We start from the raw sequence: 16,444 nt of genomic DNA, 5'->3' as shown, positions 1-16,444 counted from the left end.
ACGACCTAGGCGGGCCTGGCGAGCTGGCGACATTCCCTGTGGCGAAAGCAATCCGTGGTGTGATCATTGACCATGCCGGTCGCCTGCATGTGCGCGTACACTATCGTCGTGCCGACAAACGTGAAGCCGCGCTTTTTCATATCCTTGCTGATGCGGTCCGATAGCGGCGTGTTCGCGGGTACGTCCTGCATTGACTTCCAGCGGTTCTGGATTGGCTGGCCGTCCACGAAGTCCCACATGTAGTCGGCGAAACTGCCATACGCCTGCTGTACCTCGAGGAATGCGCGGGCATTGGTCCGGGCGCCGAAGACTTTCAGCCGATTGCGGATGATGGCCGGGTCCTGCAGCAGTTTTTCCAGCCGCTTGTCGGTGTAGCGCGCAATCTTCTCTGCCTCGAAGTTGTCGAAGCGCTCGCGATAGGCCTCGCGTTTGCGCAAAACGGTAATCCAGGACAGGCCCGCCTGCACGCCCTCGAGCAGCAGGAACTCGAAGAGCGTGCGCTCATCGGTGACGGGTACACCCCATTCTTCGTCGTGGTATGCGACGTAGAGAGGGTCGTCTCCGCACCATGTACATCTTTTGGGCATGAAAGGATATCCTCGACAGGGCGGGACAGTATGGTGCTGGCGCCCGGGGCTGTCCAGCCGGGCCGCGGTCGATGGAAACCGGAGGCCGGCTGTGCGACACTCCGGTCTCCTGAGCCGAGGGCGAATCGATGGCGGAGACAGTTCTATATCGTCAAGAGGGGCACATTGGCTACCTCACGCTGAATAATCCGGAACGACACAACTCCCTGGGGAAGCAGGAGCTTGAGGCGCTGCACGATCACCTGGAGGCCCTGGAGCGCGACTCACAGGTCAGGGTCCTGCTGGTCACCGGCAGCGGCGACAAGACCTTCTGTGCTGGCGCATCCCTGCAGGAGTTGGGCTCCGGTGAAATTACCGGCGACCGGTTCCAGGAGGTTACCGACCGGCTCGCGGCGCTTGCCATTCCGACCATCGCAGCTCTCAATGGCAACGTGTTCGGGGGCGGCGTGGAACTGGCGCTCAGCTGCGACTTTCGCATCGGCGTGGAGGGTAGCCGCATGCGGGTCCCCGCCGCTGCTATCGGCCTGTGTTATCCACTGAGCGGTATTAATCGATTCGTCGAGCGCATGGGCGTCAATCTCGCCAAGCGTATTCTCGTCGCCGCCGAGGAGTTCGATGCCGAGGCGATGCTGCATATTGGCTTCCTCGACCACCTGGTGCTCGCCAACCAGCTCGAGGCGTTCAGCCAGGACATGGCGCAGCGTATCGGGGAGCTGGCTCCGCTCGCCGTGCAGGCGATGAAGTCCATTTTGCAGCAGGCCGCGGCCGGCGGTATCGACGATGAGCTCGCGCAGGGTTTATCGCGGCGCTGTCTGGAATCCGAGGATTTACAGGAAGGGTTCCTGGCCCAGCGGGAGAAGCGTCCGCCGCGGTTCAGTGGGCGTTGATAGAGGACGTATTGATAGCGGCTGCATTCCTGCCTGCCAGGTGCGGTTCTAACTGCTGATCCGTGAGGAGCCTGGTGACACGAGCTGTCTCTAGCGCGGCGCCAGGGGGCCGATGGTTTTCAGCTGGCGGTCGACGCCCATCCATGGCAGGCCTAGGTTATCCAGCCATTTCACGGCTGCCTGCTCAGTACGCGATCTCGCTACCGCCGCTGCACCGAAAGCACTGAGGCACGAGTCAGCCAGCACACTGACACTCAAAAGGCCGGGGATCGGGTAGCCATCCACCGGGCTGAGCCCCCAGCCGTAGTCTTCGCCTTCGTGACGAATGCGACGCTCAAACTCTCCGCAGGAGGCGAACCCGCGGTTGTTCAGCTTCACCCGTGAGATGGCGGTTTGGCCACGGTGTGGGTGGCGTACCCCAAGCAACCAGTTCGACCCGTCTGGCTGTCGGCCGATGGTGACGGCCTCGCTGTCCAGTTCGAGGCACGCATGCTGGATACCTCGTGCCAGCAACATTTTGCGCAGGCAGTCCAGGGCATAGGGACGAACGCAGTCGTCGAGCTCTATCAGCATGCCCTCGCGTTGCAGGCGCGCGCCCTCAGCGGTTATCTCGAGTTTGTCCCAGCCCACAAGATTAAGCATTCCGGACAGTTGTGCCGGGGTTGCCTGTAGCCGGCCGTCGGTTGAGTAGCAGTTTGCGAGCAGGCAGGTGGTCGGGTCGAAGACATGTTTGCTCTTGGTCCATACCGCGTTTACGAAGGCGAACAAGCTGCGCGCCTCGGGGTCGAGTTCCGTGACGTGGGTCGTGCCAGCGGTGCTGTTGATGCTGGAAACAAGGCTGGTACTCAGGTGAGAGCTGAATTTTGCTTCGAGGCGCAGCATTTCATCTTTGGCCAGCGAAAACAATTCTTCAGCGTTGTCTTCCGGAGAGAGTAGTGTGATCTGGCAGGAGGCGCCGAAACAGTGGAATCGATTCTTCAGCATTTGCGTGAAAGTCCTTCGGAGTCCTTTATGCCGAGAGTGAGATGGCGCCTATGGTATTGAGCTGTCGACAAACAGGCAATCCGTGGCTCCTGCCGGACTCGACTCAGGAGGTCATTGGTATGGTTATGGTGACCCGGGTTCCCGAGAGGGATTGTATAAGCAGCTCCGCGTTCAGGTGATCGCACAGGCGACGCACGATGGCGAAACCCGGAGTGGCGGCCCGGTATGGATCGATTGAATGGGGTAGTCCCTTGCCATCATCCGCGACGGTAAGCACGAGGCTGAGGTCGCCCTCCGGGCCTTCCTTTTGATGCTCCAACCGGACCTCGATGTATCTGGCGATCTCTCCAGCATCAAACGCGTGAGTGAACGCGTTCTCGAGCAATTCGTAAATGATGATCGCTAGCGGCGCCGCGTAGTGCGCGGGGAGTAGCGAGTTGAAAACAGAGTTGATACAGGTGATCTCCCCCGGTTCGACTGGGGAGAGCGGCATAAGATTGGAAATCGTGGCCTCAGTGAATTCGTGAACATTCGCCAGCAGGTGTCCGCTTTGGTAGTAATAGCGCTCCTCAAGCATCTCGAAGCAATGCAGTTCGCCGGACATGTCATGAGGTTCAGTGTACCCAGACGAAAGCCCGACGGTGCAGGACCTTACGAGATCGAGCGTTGCACGATTTTGCTGGTGAATGGCCTGGATGACGGCATCGTGCATGTCCTGCTGTTCTTCCAGCTCATTCTGAACTCGGAACGCCTGGCTCTGCATTTCACCGGCGAATTCCAATGCCTGCTCCTTGAGGACATAGGTGCGATACCAGCGAAGTGCCATCCACAGGAAGAGGATTAGCAGCGTGGCGTAGCTGGCATAAGCCCAGCGGGTTTGCCACCAGTCGGGATGTACGACGATCTTTAGAGAGGCGCCGTCGTTGTTCCAGACCCCTGCCGCGTTTGCGCCGATGACCTGAAATATGTATTCGCCAGGTGGAAGGGTGTTGTAGGTAGCGATGTTGTTTGTGCCGTTATCGATCCAGGTTTCTTCCAGGCCTAGGAGGCGGTGTTTGTAGCGGTTTTTCGAGTAGTAGAGAAAATCTACGACATTTGTATAGATTGAAATAGAGCTCGTAGATTTTGAAACGCCTATTGTGTCTACTGATACAGGGAGACGAGTCGGTGTCGTTGGTGATTTCGATGAGAAAATTCCAGAGATTTCGATTTTCGGAACTTTTCTACGTATGGAAATGTCATTTGGATGGAACCTGCTGTATCCGTTTACACCTCCGAAATAGAGCACCCCGGTTGCAGATTGATAGTATGCGCCAAAGTTAAAGTCATCGTCCTGGAGGCCGTCAAACTTTCCAAGGTGATGAATCAATTTTCCTTTGGGTCCTATAGTGACAACGCCGTCCTGGGTGGATGCCCAAAAGTTCCTGTGCTCATCCTGAAGGATGCCATAGATTGTACTTCGATTTACGAATGAGCTATCACTGAAAGGCTTGGCTTCTACCTGCTTTGCGAGAACAGATCGCAGAGGGAAAGTTACTATTCCAAAATCCTTGGTTCCTAGAACAATATTGCTATCCGCGTCCTCGCCAATTGAGAATACAGTCGGTGTTATGTTTGTATCTTCGAACTTAATGTCAATCTTGAAGAACTCATCATGGTTGTGTTGTTTTGCATATATATTCTCTTCTGAGGCAGCAAGGATAGTTTGGTCGGAAGTTTCATACACTGCGATAATGGATTCATCCTTGAGATATCCTTTTGTTGAAGGGTTGCCCTCTCGTTTCGTCGAAAATATCCCGTGGTTGTAGGTCGCTATCCATGTTGTATTGTTGCCTCCGTGAAGTATTTTTGTCACAGACATAGAAGATGTATCAGGTTGCAAAAGTCTTGATGTGTCCAGAGTTTTGCAGTCCACCAGAACTACGCCGTACTCTTCAAACCCTATCCATATTTTATTCCTGAAAGAACTTATGGTCATTACTCGGTGGTCTGGTAACTGTTCGGAGGGAAACTGTGTGTGTATTCGAGAGGCGCCATCGACAAAATAGAGTCCATTGTATGTGCCTATCCAGGTCCTCCCCATGATATCTTGATCAATTGCTAATACATCGTCATATATCCCTGAATTTCGCGAATTGAACGAGTTGATATTTGAGTAGATTACTTTATCGAGTCCTTTGTACGTCCCGACCCAAAAAGCATCATCTTCGACATATAGCTTTGTTATGTAGTTATGTGAAATAGGCGAATTCTTGGCATGAAAAAACTGGGGACTCATGGTTGAAAGGGATATTTTTGCTAGCCCGCTATTTGTTCCTATCCAAACGGACCCATTGTGGTAGGTAGAGTCAGTAATTTCTTGCATTTCAATATCAGGGAAATCGATTTTCTCGATTCTCCTCTTGGAATCTAGGAACATAATGTGCCCTTGACTTTCTTCGGTGAGTACTAAAAAACTCTCTTCGTCAATTGTGGCTACTGAAGCAATGTTGGATTCGGAGGGGGCGTCATTTAGCGTATCCACTAGTTCCTCGACGACATCTATACGAACTACCTCAGATTTTGTTGCCGCGATCAGAATCCCTTTAGATACTTCTACAATTTTTTGGATCTTTGAGCTTGTGTGAATAGCGAGCTTGCTTGCAAGTGATGAATTTTCCTTCATGCTCTGTAGGTCAACTACTACGGCCTCTCCTGATATTTCTAGAAATGCGTAGTTGCCGAAGGAGAAAAGTAATTTGGTCGCGCCCCGCCTGCTGGTGATCGAGCGCATATTGACCTCGACAAATGAGTCTGAGGTTGGGTCTAGAAAGGCAACTCTCCCAGAGTGGCAGACTATATATATGCGTCCGTCTTCCGTCTCACCAATACCGGATATATTCGAGTCGGGAATTTTCTGCTCATCTTCATTGTTTGAATGATAAACACGCACAGTGGCACCATCGAACTCATAAAGACCTTGCTGGGTGCCGACCCAGAGGTGAGAATTTCTTGCCGAGAAGATAGAGGTAATTGTTTTCTGCTTCAGGTATTTGTTTAGCGTTGATTCGTCAATAGAGACAATTTCTTCTCCGGTCGATGCTGTCGAGAAAAATGAAAGGTGCAGGAGAAAAAATAAACAAAAGGAGAATGTTCTTTTTAAGACATCCATGTCTCAAATATCCACTTAATGAAAATTAGGGTTTACGATTTTTCTTCGATTACTTTCATTTCAAAGTGATCCTTAAATTCTTCGTAAGCGTCTTTCAAGCTTTTATACATAATAGGGTAGTTTGCATCAGTTCCTTTCTTGCATTTCGATTCAATTTGAGCACTGATTGAAAGCACTTTTGTTGCTCCCAGGTTTGCACTCATGGATTTTATTGCGTGTGAGGTTTTGGCAAGGGCATATGTATCTCCTTGCTCGACTTCGACTTCCATGGATAGTAGTTTTTCTGCCATCTGCTCCACATACCCTTCGAATACTTGCTTCAACAAAGGCTTTGAAGAACGCTTTTCTACTTCCAGAATGGTTTGTATCGCATTCAGGTTGACAATATCGTTAGGGGTATCTCTGCTGTCTATATCTTTTGGGTTCCAAGATTCGCGTTTCTCTGCTTCGCGATCTTTGGGTGTTGTATCAGGATTTCCGACAAATTCTGAAATACAGCTTTGAATTTCCGCCAGAGTGAATGGCTTGCTAAGGAAAAAATCCATGCCGGCCTCAAAATACTTGGATTTTTCATCGCGATTAAGTCCGGCAGTTAAGGCTACGATCGGCGTTCTTTTCTGTCCATTTTCCGCTTCGATTTTTCGTATCGCCAATGTTGCATCGAACCCGTCCATAACTGGCATTTGACAGTCCATGAATATTAGGCTGAAGGGGTGAGCGCGAAACATGCTGATAGCCTCCTTCCCGTCACCAGCGATCGCGTACTCATAACCAAGTATTGAGAGTATCTCCAGAATGATCTTTTGGTTGGTTTCAACGTCCTCTGCTACAAGAATTCTTACATTCTCTTTTGGCTTTGTTTGTGCTTGCTCGGCATCAATGTCCAGCGGAGTTGATGAACTCTTGTTCAAGCGTGAAATTTCAGTCGCTAAAGTTCTATGTTTGATTGGTTTAGTAACATGCTGCCAGCATTCAAATGTAGAGTTCACTTTGGAATGACTAAGAGGTAATAGATATATTCCAGTCGTAATTTTTAGTCTCTTTTGAGAATTTATGATTGAGTCAACTAAAGATTGTGCTTCAGAGTCAACAACAAGAGTTCGATCGTATTTTATCTCGCTTGGATTCATTGCAACCTCGCAGCTATGTCCACATAGATGTAGCTGTGAGGAGATCATTTCGAGAGTGTGCGGGTTCTCGCAAACGACTTGGAAAATGGTATTTGCGGAAGCTTGCAATGGTCTTCTCTTCTTTGCTACCTCCAGAGGAATTGAGATAGTAATCTCCGTGCCCAGGCCTGGTGTTGAACTCACTTGAATTTCGCCATTCATGATCTCTACGTACTGCTTTGAAATCGATAGTCCGAGCCCTGTGCCGCCATACTCTCTGGTAGTGCTAGTGTCAGCTTGAGTGAACATTTCGAAGACTTTATTTTGTGTGGTTTTGTCCATCCCTATTCCGTCATCGCAAACTGAAATCACAAGGAGCAGTTTGTCCTTTGAGTCGATAATAGGTTCAGCTCTCGCGCGGACGTCGATATTGCCTTCGTGTGTGAATTTGATTGCGTTCGAAACCAGATTCATCAGAACCTGCCGGATTTTTGTTGGATCTCCATAGAATGAAACGGGTAGAGTAATGTCGTAGATGTTGTTTAGTGACAGTGATTTCCTGGAGGCAGGCTCCCCCTGTAGATAGCAGACATCATCCAGCAGCGCCAGGATATCGAATTCCGTGATATCGAGCTCGACTTTCGATGCCTCAATTTTCGAGTAGTCTAGTACTTCGTTGATAATTTTTAGGAGAGCTTCGCCACTAGTATGAGCAGCCATAGCAAATTGCCGCTGTTGATCTGTCAGGTCCGTGTGGAGTAGGAGTTCTGTCATGCCAATCATCCCATGCATAGGAGTGCGTATTTCGTGACTCATTGTGGCAAGGAAGTCGGATTTGGCTCTGTTGGCGGATTCAGCGGCTGAGCGTGCCTCTTGGAGGTCTGCGGTTCTTTCTTGTACCTTTCTTTCTAATTCACGTTGCCTCTCAGTGGAGGCAAGTTTCTGGAGCTGTTGTCTTCGCACAAGCAGGCCAAACGCTGAAACTAGGATTCCCGCATAAGAAATGTACGCAGGGGCACTGAGCCACGGTGGTGGGTGAACGATTATCGGAAGCGCGATAGCATCCCAGTTCCACTCACCTCCGGGGTTTGCTGCCGCAAACCTAAGCGTATACTTACCTGGTGGTAATGTTGTGAAAGATGCTATGTGAGAGTCCTCTGAAATTATCCAATCTTTATGGAGTCCTTCTAGCTTGTATGCGTACTGTACTAGTTCTGGATTGCTGTAGTCTGAGGCATAAGTTTCTATCGTTAAAATTCGGTCCTGATAGGTAAGATCCAGTTCGTCTAACCTGTAGTAAGGATTTTCAAAGGTGACTAGTTCGTTCATGATTTTTATTGATGAAATAGCCACTTTGGGTTTTACGCTTTCCCGCTTTGAGAAATTGGCGTCAATAACATTGAACCCTTGTGGTCCTCCAAAATATATCGATCCGTCGTTCGCTTTGTATGAAGCACCCATATTAAATTCAGCACTCTGCAATCCATCTCTTACGCCATATTGGTGTGCCTGCATTAGATTGGGGTTAAGTCTCGTGATGCCTCGGTTGTGTGATAGCCATAGGTGACCCGTGCCGTCTGACTGAATGCCGTAGATGTCCGAGCTTGGAATATTGATATCTGAAATGTGGACTTCAAATATCGGATTCAGATTGTATCGATTCTCTCCACTCCAAGAGACCAGTCCACCACCAGATGACCCTAGCCAGAGTCTACTATCCGCATCTTCATAGAATGCCCACACCATGTCGCTAGTCAGGCTTCTAGGATTGTTCTGTTGTTTCTGGAACCGCTGGAAGGTTCTTGTTGCAAGGTCAAATTTGTTTAGGCCATCTTCAGTTCCAACCCATATATATCCGAATGAGTCTTCAAATATAGCGATAACCATGTCGTTACTTATTGATTCCGAGTCCTCGGAAGAGTGGCGAAAGCTTACAAATTTTTGCTCATCTTCTAAGTAGACAGACAAGCCTCCTCCGTAAGTGCCTATCAAATAGACTCCATTTGATGTTTTTAGAATGGATGTAATTCCGTTAGCGCCAATAGAAGTTTCGTCAAATTTACTGTGACGGAAAACTTGTACTGAATTATCTGAGAGGTCGAGAATATTTAGCCCGCCATCATAGGTGCCAACCCAGAGCTTATTATTGTCTCCGAGAAGGCTCATTACTATTGGGCTTGAAATGCTTGGTGCTGAGTACTCATTTATCCAAACAAAAGAATCTGCACCGGGTGGAAGTCTATTGAGGCCATTGTCCGTTCCCACCCACAAGCTACCATCCGCTGTTTCGGCAAATGCATTCACCCCGTTACTAGATAAGTGGCCTTTGGATTGATCATACTTTGGAAAATGGCTTTCAGTTCCCGTCGCTAATCCATAAAGTGTGCCAACCCAGAATTGCCCCTCACGAGTTTGATAGATGCTGGATATCACACTCTCAGGAAGGTTGGAGTTGCTATTGGTAAACCTTTCAAAAGATCTAGATTTTGGTAGATAGAGATTCAGGCCCTCGTAGGTGGCAACCCATATCCGTTCTGAGCGGTCTTCAAAAATATCGAAGACCTTGTTGGAGGCAATGGAATCTACTGACTGTTTTTCGTGAGTATATTCATGGAGCATCCCAGTCTCAGGACTGTACACACTGACCCCTTGATTTGGATGGGCTAGCCATAGGGAGCCTTTCTGAGTGGCTATTACTCTAGTAACGGGCAGTGAAAGTTTTTTATTTTTTTTGTGAGGGTAGAAGCTTATACCCGAGTTAATGTCTCCGGCTAAGCTGGCCTGCAGTAAACCCGCTCGCTCGGTACCTATCCAAACTTTCCCATCGCTCGTTTGAGCGAAATCAAAAATCGCCCCCAGATCGGGTAGAGAGCTTGATTCCGGAGTAAAGTGGCGGAACGATCCAGTTTTTGGATCGAAAATACTGATTGCATCTGAGTACCCTATCCAGAGTACCGACGCATGCCGGTCCCAAAATATTGTTCTGATGCTATTTGAATAGGGAGAGTCTCTATCATTTGGGTCGGAGAAGTAGCGGTCAAAGGCCTTTTTGGTTGGGCTAAACTTGTTGAGTCCTCCTCCAAATGTAGCAATCCAGAGATCACCATTAGAATCTTCCGCAATTCGGGTGACGTTGTTCGACGAAAGAGAAGAGGAGTCCCCTTGGGTGTGCCTGAAATTCTCGATTCTTAACCCTGTATATCGATTTAATCCTTCTTGTGTGACTAGCCAAAGAGCGCCCCTGGAGTCTTGAAAGGCCTGATCAACTGTTTGCTGGGTCAAGTTGCGAGAGAAGGGGGCTTCGTAAAACTCAATCGCAGGAGCTGTCGCGCCGCTCACAATTGCCGATATTAGCGGGAGGGCAACTAGTGCGAAAATTATGCCGTAACCTTTAAACCTCATTGGGCTAACCGAAGGTTAAATGTTAGTGGGTTTAGACTATCAGGAATGTAGGATGCGATTCATCTAGTTTCATGGGCATAAAAAAGCCTCACATTGGTGAGGCTTCTTGTTACAACCTTGTACTCGATTAAGGCGAGCTATAGCCTTGGGCTCTGGCTGAGAGGGGGTTAGTGCAGACTTATCTGAGCCCCCACTTGTAAGCAGCTTGGTCAGAGTTTGAACGCAGGCCCCATTTGTAGGCAGCTTGGTCAGAAAACGAGCGAAGACCCCACTTGTAGGCCGCTTGGTCGGAAAACGAGCGAAGGCCCCACTTGTAGGCCGCCTGATCGGAAAACGAGCGAAGGCCCCACTTGTAGGCCGCTTGATCGGAAAACGAGCGAAGGCCCCACTTGTAAGCCGTTTGGTCAGAGAACGAACGAAGGCCCCATTTGTAAGCTGCTTGGTCGGAGAACGAGCGGAGTCCCCACTTGTACGCCGACTGCTCAGAAAAACTCATACTCCCCCACTGATAACCCGAAGCACTGGCGTATCCCTGTGCAACAGACTTCTCGGCCCCTGCAGTTGCGCCCCACTTGTAGCCGCTTTGGGTGGGCGCGTTGTCTGCCCAGGCCTCATTGGCGTGGGCGGAGCGGGAGGCTTTGCCCCACTTGTAGCCGGCAGCGGAAGAGTGAGCGTAGTCGCGGGAGCTGGCCAGCGAGTGGCTGACACGGTGCGAGAGATTTGCGGTGTCCTCGGTCGCTGCGCTCTTCACGCCGACCTCTGCGTTCGCCACAAATGGGGTCATGAGCGCCAGTGCCAGGCCGCTGATGGATACGATTTTGGTAGCTGATTGCAGTTTAAACATGGTGCTGTCCCCTTCCCGCTGCTGCGTTGGTGTCAACTGTGACACGCTTCAATAATCGCCGGAAAAATCTGAGACCTGTGTCACATCTTTTTCGGCCAAGTCTTGACTTTGTTATACGAGTAGTTGTTAACGTTCAAAACTGCCCAATGTAACCATTTTGGGTTATCCAAACGTGTGTCTTGCTAGCTTTCGAGCGGTGTGTGCTCGCTTAAGATGTTGAGATATAAGCAAAAAAATGCTTATTCGGGAGGGTTTTCAAAAACCTCCACTTCGGGGGTAGGTGAGTTGGGTGTCGATCACTGGATCAGGGCTGTTCCGTCAGGGCCCGCACACGGCGACCCTCTTCCTGGTACTGCCCGATCCAGTCGAAGGGCGCGTCCGGTGCCGATGTGAAGTCCGGGGGTAGCCGTTCAACGTGATTCTTGACTCCCCAGGCGCGGGTATCGCTCGACCCCTTGGCCGGCGTGACCGGAGACAGTATGTGCTCCAGGCCGGGGAGGGTAATGCGGCCTTTGCCGTCCACGATTGCGGGTCCTTCGAAGTGCTCTTGCATGGCGATGTCTGCCGCGAGGTCGAGATCCGTGTTGCCGCAGCCAACATTGCCTATCAGGATCGAGCGTACGATGTTGACATAGCCGTGCCCCTGGTCGAAGGGGCTGTAGGCGAGCAGGCCGTCGGCATTGATGGCCAGGTCAGCCCCGCTCAGCAGTTTGCACTTGATGTCATCGGCGGAAAGCTGCGGCTCTATTTGCAGCAGCAGGGCGACGAGGCCGGACACCACCGCAGCGGCCTGTGAGGACCCGGTCAACACGAAGGTGTCGGCGTCCAGCGCGTATTCGGGGTGCTCCAGGGTGAGGCTTGATTGCGGGCGGATCCTGCCGGTGATATGTCCGCCAGGCGCCACCAGGTCTGGCTTGATGTGCGCTTCCGGAGTGGGGCCGCGAGAGCTGAAGTCCGGAATGTAATCATCGCTGCGGTCGAGGGGCGTCCAGGAGTCAGTGATTGCGCCTACGGTAATAATGTAAGGCGTGTTCCCCGGCGAGCCGACGCTCATGGGTTCTGGTCCCTCGTTGCCCGCAGCTGCGATGACGACGATACCGCTGGCCCATGCCTGCATGACGGCCTGGTTGATGGGGTCGAGGAAGTAGGGCCAGCGCGGGCGGGCGGAGAACGACAGGTTCAGGATGCGGATGTCATAGCGCTCCCGGTTGTCCACGGCCCACTGGATGCCTCGGACGATATCCAGCATGGAGCCCTGTCCAGCTTCGTTGAACGCCTTTATAGGGATGATCCGGGCATCCGGGGCGATGCCTCGGTAGCCACCCACCTTTGCTCCCTGGCGCACGGTGGGGGAGCTGTTGGCGATGGCGCTGGCCAGGTGGGTGCCGTGGCCACTTTCGTCGAACGCCTCGTCCACCTCCTTGCCTGCAATCGCGTCATACCTCACGGGGACGCGCGTTTTACCCGCAGTATCGAGAGCCAGGTCTGCGTGCTCCCACAGCCCGGAGTCGAGCACGGCGACGGTGACGCCGCTGCCGCGCACGCCCTCGAGGTGCAACTGGTCTGCGCCGGTGACCTCGGCAAAATAGTAGTCCGTGAGGTTGTCGTCGTACCCGGGTATCAACCGTGTTTCGCAGCCACCCCGAAAGTGCGCTGTCAGTCCGATATCCCGTTGTGCCAGGGTGGTGGGCATCGGGTGTTCAAAACCCAGTGCCAGTTCGGCCACGTCACCGGACGCGACGATGGCGTCTCTCCCGGCGGAGATTGTGAGCGGTGAGTTGCCCGGGGTATCGCCGACGCCCAGCGGCTTGCCACCCAGGCTTAGCGAAGTGAGCCTGCCCAGTGCCTGCGGCCAGTCCAGTTCCACGCGCTCCAACTGTGCTGGCTTGTTCAGTTTGTTGAACACCGGCCAAGCCAGGCCGCCCGCTATGCGTTTGATCTCCACCGCGCCTGCCACGTCACACTCCGGTAGTGGCGCCTCCGCGGGAGTTTCCTGGCCGGGTTGGTCTTCCAGCGCGAGGTCATCGATATAGCGCTGCACCTGGTCGCTTGCGAGTATCTGCTCGAGCTGGTCGCGGGTGAGCCGCGCCCCGACCGCGCGGATAACCGGCAGTTGGTGGGTGAGGGTGCCGCCTGTGCTTTCAACCAGTCGGGCCATGGCTGTCGCGGAGTCGCCCTGCAGCATGACATGCAGGCGGTGTCGCTCCGGCTCACCCGCGGCCTGAGTCGTGGCCAGGCACAGGAGCAGTGCGAGTAGTCGTCTAACGGTAAACATGCGCTGCAGCGGGCGTTGGTGGGTCAGCTCGCCTGCAACTCGGTGAGGAAGTTCTGGCACAGCATGTCGGGTACATCCTCAGGATAGATGGGATGCGCAAAGTAATAGCCCTGGAGCAGGTCGCAACCGCGGCGCACCAGGTAGTCGAGTTGTCCGAAGCGCTCGATACCTTCGGCGATTACCGAGAGCTTGAGCGTCTTGGACAGGGCGATGATGGCGTCGACGATGGCGGCGCCGTCGGGGCTTTCCATGTCGGCGACAAAGCTCTGGTCAATCTTCAGCGTATCGATGGGGAAACGCTTCAGGTAGCTGAGTGAGGAGTAGCCGGTACCGAAATCGTCCACCGCCAGCTTGAGGCCTATGGACTTCAGTTTGCGGAGTTTTTCGATATTGGTTTCCGCATCGGTCATGATCGCGCTTTCAGTCAGTTCCAGTTCCAGGCGCTCAGGCGCGAGACCCGAGACGTCGAGAAATTCCCCGATCCAAACAGGCAACTCGGTCTGGTTGAACTGCAGCGGCGAGATGTTCACGCACACGGTAAACGGGCGCAGACCCAGCGAGTCCCAGTACTGGCAATGCCGGGCCACTTCGGCGAGTACCCACTCGCCGAGTTCGATGATCTGCCCGGTGCGTTCGGCCACAGGGATGAACTCGCCCGGCGAGACCATTCCGCGGTCGGGGTGCTTCCAGCGCACCAGGGCCTCCATGCTCACCACCTCGCCGGTACGTGTATCGACCTGCGGCTGGTAGCGCAGCTCAAGTTCGTGATTGCGCATGGCGTCGCGCAATTCCTCTTCCAGCTTGAGCTGCTCGACGGCCTGGGCGTTCATTTCCTCGTTGTAGAAACGGAAACACGCGCGGCCCTCGGCCTTGGCCACGTACATGGCGGTATCCGCATTGCGCAGCAGCGTGTCCGGGTCCTCGCCATCCTGGGGGAACAGCGCGATGCCGATACTCGGTGTGACTACCGGGTTGTGGGATTGCAGCGCGATCGGTTGCGACAGCGCGTGCAGGATGCGCTTTGCGACCCGCTCGATCTGGCTGGCGTGGGTAATGTCCGAGAGCACCACGGTGAACTCGTCACCGCCGAGCCTGGCAATCTCGGTGCCGCTTTCCAGCGGATCCACGGCGCTGTTTTCGGTGTAGTAGTTGATCGCGTCGTCTTCGCGCAATTCCATGGTCAGGCGCTTGGCGATCTCCACCAGCAGACGGTCGCCGCGGCCGTGACCGATGGAGTCGTTGATGCGTTTGAAATGGTCGAGGTCGATAAACATCAGCGCGGCGCCGGTCTCGTGGCGGCGGCAGCGCTTGAGAATGCGGTTGAGCTGTTCGTTGAAACTGCGCCGGTTCGGGAGGCTGGTCAGCGGATCGTAGTAGGCGAGGTAGCGCAGCCTGTCTTCCTGGCGCTTGAGGGCGTTGAACGCGTCACTCGCGCGCAGCATGTACTGCACGTCGCGCCCGAGCAAAGACCAGTTGACCGGTTTGGTCTTGTACTGGGTTGCGCCCGCGTCGAAACCCTGGTCGATGGATTCGCGGTCATCGGAGCCGGTGACGATCATGATGGGAATGGACTCGCCCTGCGGCATCTGGCGCAGCCGCGTGCACACTTCGAGGCCGGACATGCCGGGCATCTCGACATCGAGAAATACCAGGTCGGGACGTTCGCGCACGAAGACGTCTATGGCCTCGAGACCGTCAGAAGCTTCGACGACGGTCATACCCTCGGATTCAAGGCACTGGCGCGTGAGCAGACGCACGTTGAAATCGTCGTCACAGACAAGAATTTTGGCCCTGTTGCGCAGGCCATCTTCACTTGACATGGGGCACCAGGGTAGTGTCGATAACAGCATAATAGGCTATCATCACTCGCTGCACCCGCCTAGTTTTAAAGCCACAAACAACGAGTTCACAACGGGGCGGGCAGGGACGAGGAAACGGCGCGATTTGTCGCCCGGTAATCACGATGAGGGGCTTTTCTCCAGCGCTTTTGCGTCTGCTGATTCCTGGCATGCTGCTCGGGTCTGCCCTGTGGGCGCGGCCCCAGGTCGGCAGTCTCCCGCACGATTGGCGCCAGCTCCTCGAGTTGCTTCCCTACCTGCTTGCGGGGATCAACGTGGTGGTCGCTCACCAGTTCGGTCGCGTGCGCCTGCTGCTCGCTGCGCTGGGTCTTGCCGCGCTTTACTGGCTGGTGCGCACGTACCTGCAAGTGAGCCTGGACGATGCGACCACGGCGCGTATCTACCTCGGCGCCAGTTTCGCAGTACCGGTCACCGCGGGCTTTCTTCTCCTGGTCCCGGAGGCGGGCGTGTTCAGTCGCGCCGGCTCATTGCAGGCGATAGCAGCCGCCATCCTCGTCGCGATGTGCTTCGCGCTATCGACGCTGCTGTTGTCGAGGTACGGCAACGCCAACGTCTACATCTCGGCCTACCCGGTGGAGAACTACGTGGCGTCGCCAGTCGCTACCGCCCTGGTGCTTGCCGTTTGCCTGCTCGGCCTCGGGCTGCTGTTGCGCCATGCGCGCGACGCCGACGCGGCGCTCACGCTGGCAGCCCTGTGTGCGCACGCGGGGCTGGCCTGGCTGGCACTGGACAATGTCTCGGTGGTAACGGCGGTGGCGGGGCAGCTGTGCCTGGGCTGGGGGCTGTTGCGCAGTTCCCATGCCATGGCCTACCGCGACGAACTCACCGGCCTGCTCGGTCGTCGTGCGCTCAATGAGCGACTGCGCAGCCTCGGCCGGCACTACAGCATCGCCATGCTGGATATCGATCACTTCAAGCGTTTCAACGATACCCACGGCCACGAGGTGGGCGACGACGTGTTGCGCTTTGTCGCTTCACGCCTGCAGCGGGTTGGGCACGGTGGCACAGCCTACCGCTACGGGGGCGAGGAATTCTGCATCGTGTTCCCGCGTCGCGGCGTAGAGGAGTGCGCCGCGGTACTGGATGACCTGCGCGAGCAGATTGCGGAGTATAGGTTGTCCCTTCGCGATCGCCGGCGTCGCCCCCCGAAGCCTCGCGAGGGCACCCGTCGTCGCGGTGCGACACGCCTGCGTCCGGACCAGGTGTCGGTCACCATTTCTGTGGGAGTCGCGGCGCGCAGCGAGGAGTATGGCGATGCCCCGGCGGTGCTTGAGGCGGCCGACGCGCAGCTCTACCGGGCCAAGCGTGGCGGGCGCAACCGGGTGGCGTGTTAGCGCCGCAGTTGC

9 protein-coding genes are annotated in these 16,444 nt (G+C 54.2%); 2 read left to right on the top strand and 7 right to left on the bottom strand.

What is annotated here, in order from left to right:
- Positions 1 to 5: 5 nt before the first annotated feature.
- Positions 6 to 587, bottom strand: a complete 582-nt coding sequence (locus E4634_RS08335; RefSeq protein ID WP_135442722.1) for a DNA-3-methyladenine glycosylase I — start codon at positions 585 to 587, stop codon at positions 6 to 8.
- Positions 588 to 715: 128 nt separating this feature from the next.
- Here E4634_RS08335 and E4634_RS08330 point away from each other — a divergent pair, with 128 nt between their 5' ends.
- Complete coding sequence (locus E4634_RS08330; protein WP_135442720.1) at positions 716 to 1,474, top strand: enoyl-CoA hydratase/isomerase family protein; 759 nt, start codon at positions 716 to 718, stop codon at positions 1,472 to 1,474.
- A 90-nt stretch (positions 1,475 to 1,564) separates the two neighbouring features.
- On the opposite strand, the gene E4634_RS08325 is transcribed toward E4634_RS08330, so the two are convergent.
- The 6 genes from E4634_RS08325 to E4634_RS08300 all read right to left on the bottom strand — a co-directional run bounded on the left by E4634_RS08325 (position 1,565) and on the right by E4634_RS08300 (position 15,059).
- On the bottom strand, positions 1,565 to 2,458 hold the full coding sequence (locus E4634_RS08325) for an FAD:protein FMN transferase (protein ID WP_135442718.1): 894 nt from the start codon (positions 2,456 to 2,458) through the stop codon (positions 1,565 to 1,567).
- 103 nt (positions 2,459 to 2,561) lie between these two features.
- The gene (locus E4634_RS08320; RefSeq protein ID WP_135442716.1) at positions 2,562 to 5,609 is read right to left on the bottom strand and encodes a triple tyrosine motif-containing protein; all 3,048 of its coding nucleotides are present in this window, start codon (positions 5,607 to 5,609) and stop codon (positions 2,562 to 2,564) included.
- A gap of 32 nt (positions 5,610 to 5,641) precedes the next feature.
- Entirely contained in the window at positions 5,642 to 10,120 is a 4,479-nt protein-coding gene (locus tag E4634_RS08315; RefSeq protein WP_135442715.1) for a two-component regulator propeller domain-containing protein, read from the bottom strand.
- 178 nt (positions 10,121 to 10,298) lie between these two features.
- Complete coding sequence (locus tag E4634_RS08310; RefSeq protein ID WP_135442713.1) at positions 10,299 to 10,964, bottom strand: hypothetical protein; 666 nt, start codon at positions 10,962 to 10,964, stop codon at positions 10,299 to 10,301.
- A gap of 304 nt (positions 10,965 to 11,268) precedes the next feature.
- Positions 11,269 to 13,239, bottom strand: coding sequence for a S8 family peptidase (locus tag E4634_RS08305; RefSeq protein WP_135442711.1), 1,971 nt, complete (start codon positions 13,237 to 13,239; stop codon positions 11,269 to 11,271).
- A 23-nt stretch (positions 13,240 to 13,262) separates the two neighbouring features.
- Positions 13,263 to 15,059, bottom strand: a complete 1,797-nt coding sequence (locus E4634_RS08300; RefSeq protein ID WP_135442708.1) for a two-component system response regulator — start codon at positions 15,057 to 15,059, stop codon at positions 13,263 to 13,265.
- A 188-nt stretch (positions 15,060 to 15,247) separates the two neighbouring features.
- On the opposite strand from E4634_RS08300, the gene E4634_RS08295 reads away from it, so the two are divergent.
- Positions 15,248 to 16,432 carry a GGDEF domain-containing protein gene (locus E4634_RS08295; protein ID WP_135442705.1) on the top strand — a complete coding sequence of 395 codons (1,185 nt, stop codon included), beginning with the start codon at positions 15,248 to 15,250 and terminating at the stop codon, positions 16,430 to 16,432.
- Positions 16,433 to 16,444: the final 12 nt, after the last annotated feature.

This window comes from Mangrovimicrobium sediminis (assembly GCF_004745945.1).
GTDB classification, from domain to species: Bacteria; Pseudomonadota; Gammaproteobacteria; order Pseudomonadales; family Halieaceae; genus Mangrovimicrobium; species Mangrovimicrobium sediminis.
This window is presented reverse-complemented; position numbering and strand designations above follow the sequence as displayed.

What these genes read in the sequence shown, in the direction of transcription:
- E4634_RS08325 (WP_135442718.1), bottom strand. Translation starts at nt 2,458, where the DNA reads ATGCTGAAGAATCGATTCCACTGTTTCGGCGCCTCCTGCCAGATCACA.
- E4634_RS08305 (WP_135442711.1), bottom strand. Translation starts at nt 13,239, where the DNA reads ATGTTTACCGTTAGACGACTACTCGCACTGCTCCTGTGCCTGGCCACG.
- E4634_RS08330 (WP_135442720.1), top strand. Translation starts at nt 716, where the DNA reads ATGGCGGAGACAGTTCTATATCGTCAAGAGGGGCACATTGGCTACCTC.
- E4634_RS08335 (WP_135442722.1), bottom strand. Translation starts at nt 587, where the DNA reads ATGCCCAAAAGATGTACATGGTGCGGAGACGACCCTCTCTACGTCGCA.
- E4634_RS08295 (WP_135442705.1), top strand. Translation starts at nt 15,248, where the DNA reads ATGCTGCTCGGGTCTGCCCTGTGGGCGCGGCCCCAGGTCGGCAGTCTC.
- E4634_RS08320 (WP_135442716.1), bottom strand. Translation starts at nt 5,609, where the DNA reads ATGGATGTCTTAAAAAGAACATTCTCCTTTTGTTTATTTTTTCTCCTG.
- E4634_RS08315 (WP_135442715.1), bottom strand. Translation starts at nt 10,120, where the DNA reads ATGAGGTTTAAAGGTTACGGCATAATTTTCGCACTAGTTGCCCTCCCG.
- E4634_RS08300 (WP_135442708.1), bottom strand. Translation starts at nt 15,059, where the DNA reads ATGTCAAGTGAAGATGGCCTGCGCAACAGGGCCAAAATTCTTGTCTGT.
- E4634_RS08310 (WP_135442713.1), bottom strand. Translation starts at nt 10,964, where the DNA reads ATGTTTAAACTGCAATCAGCTACCAAAATCGTATCCATCAGCGGCCTG.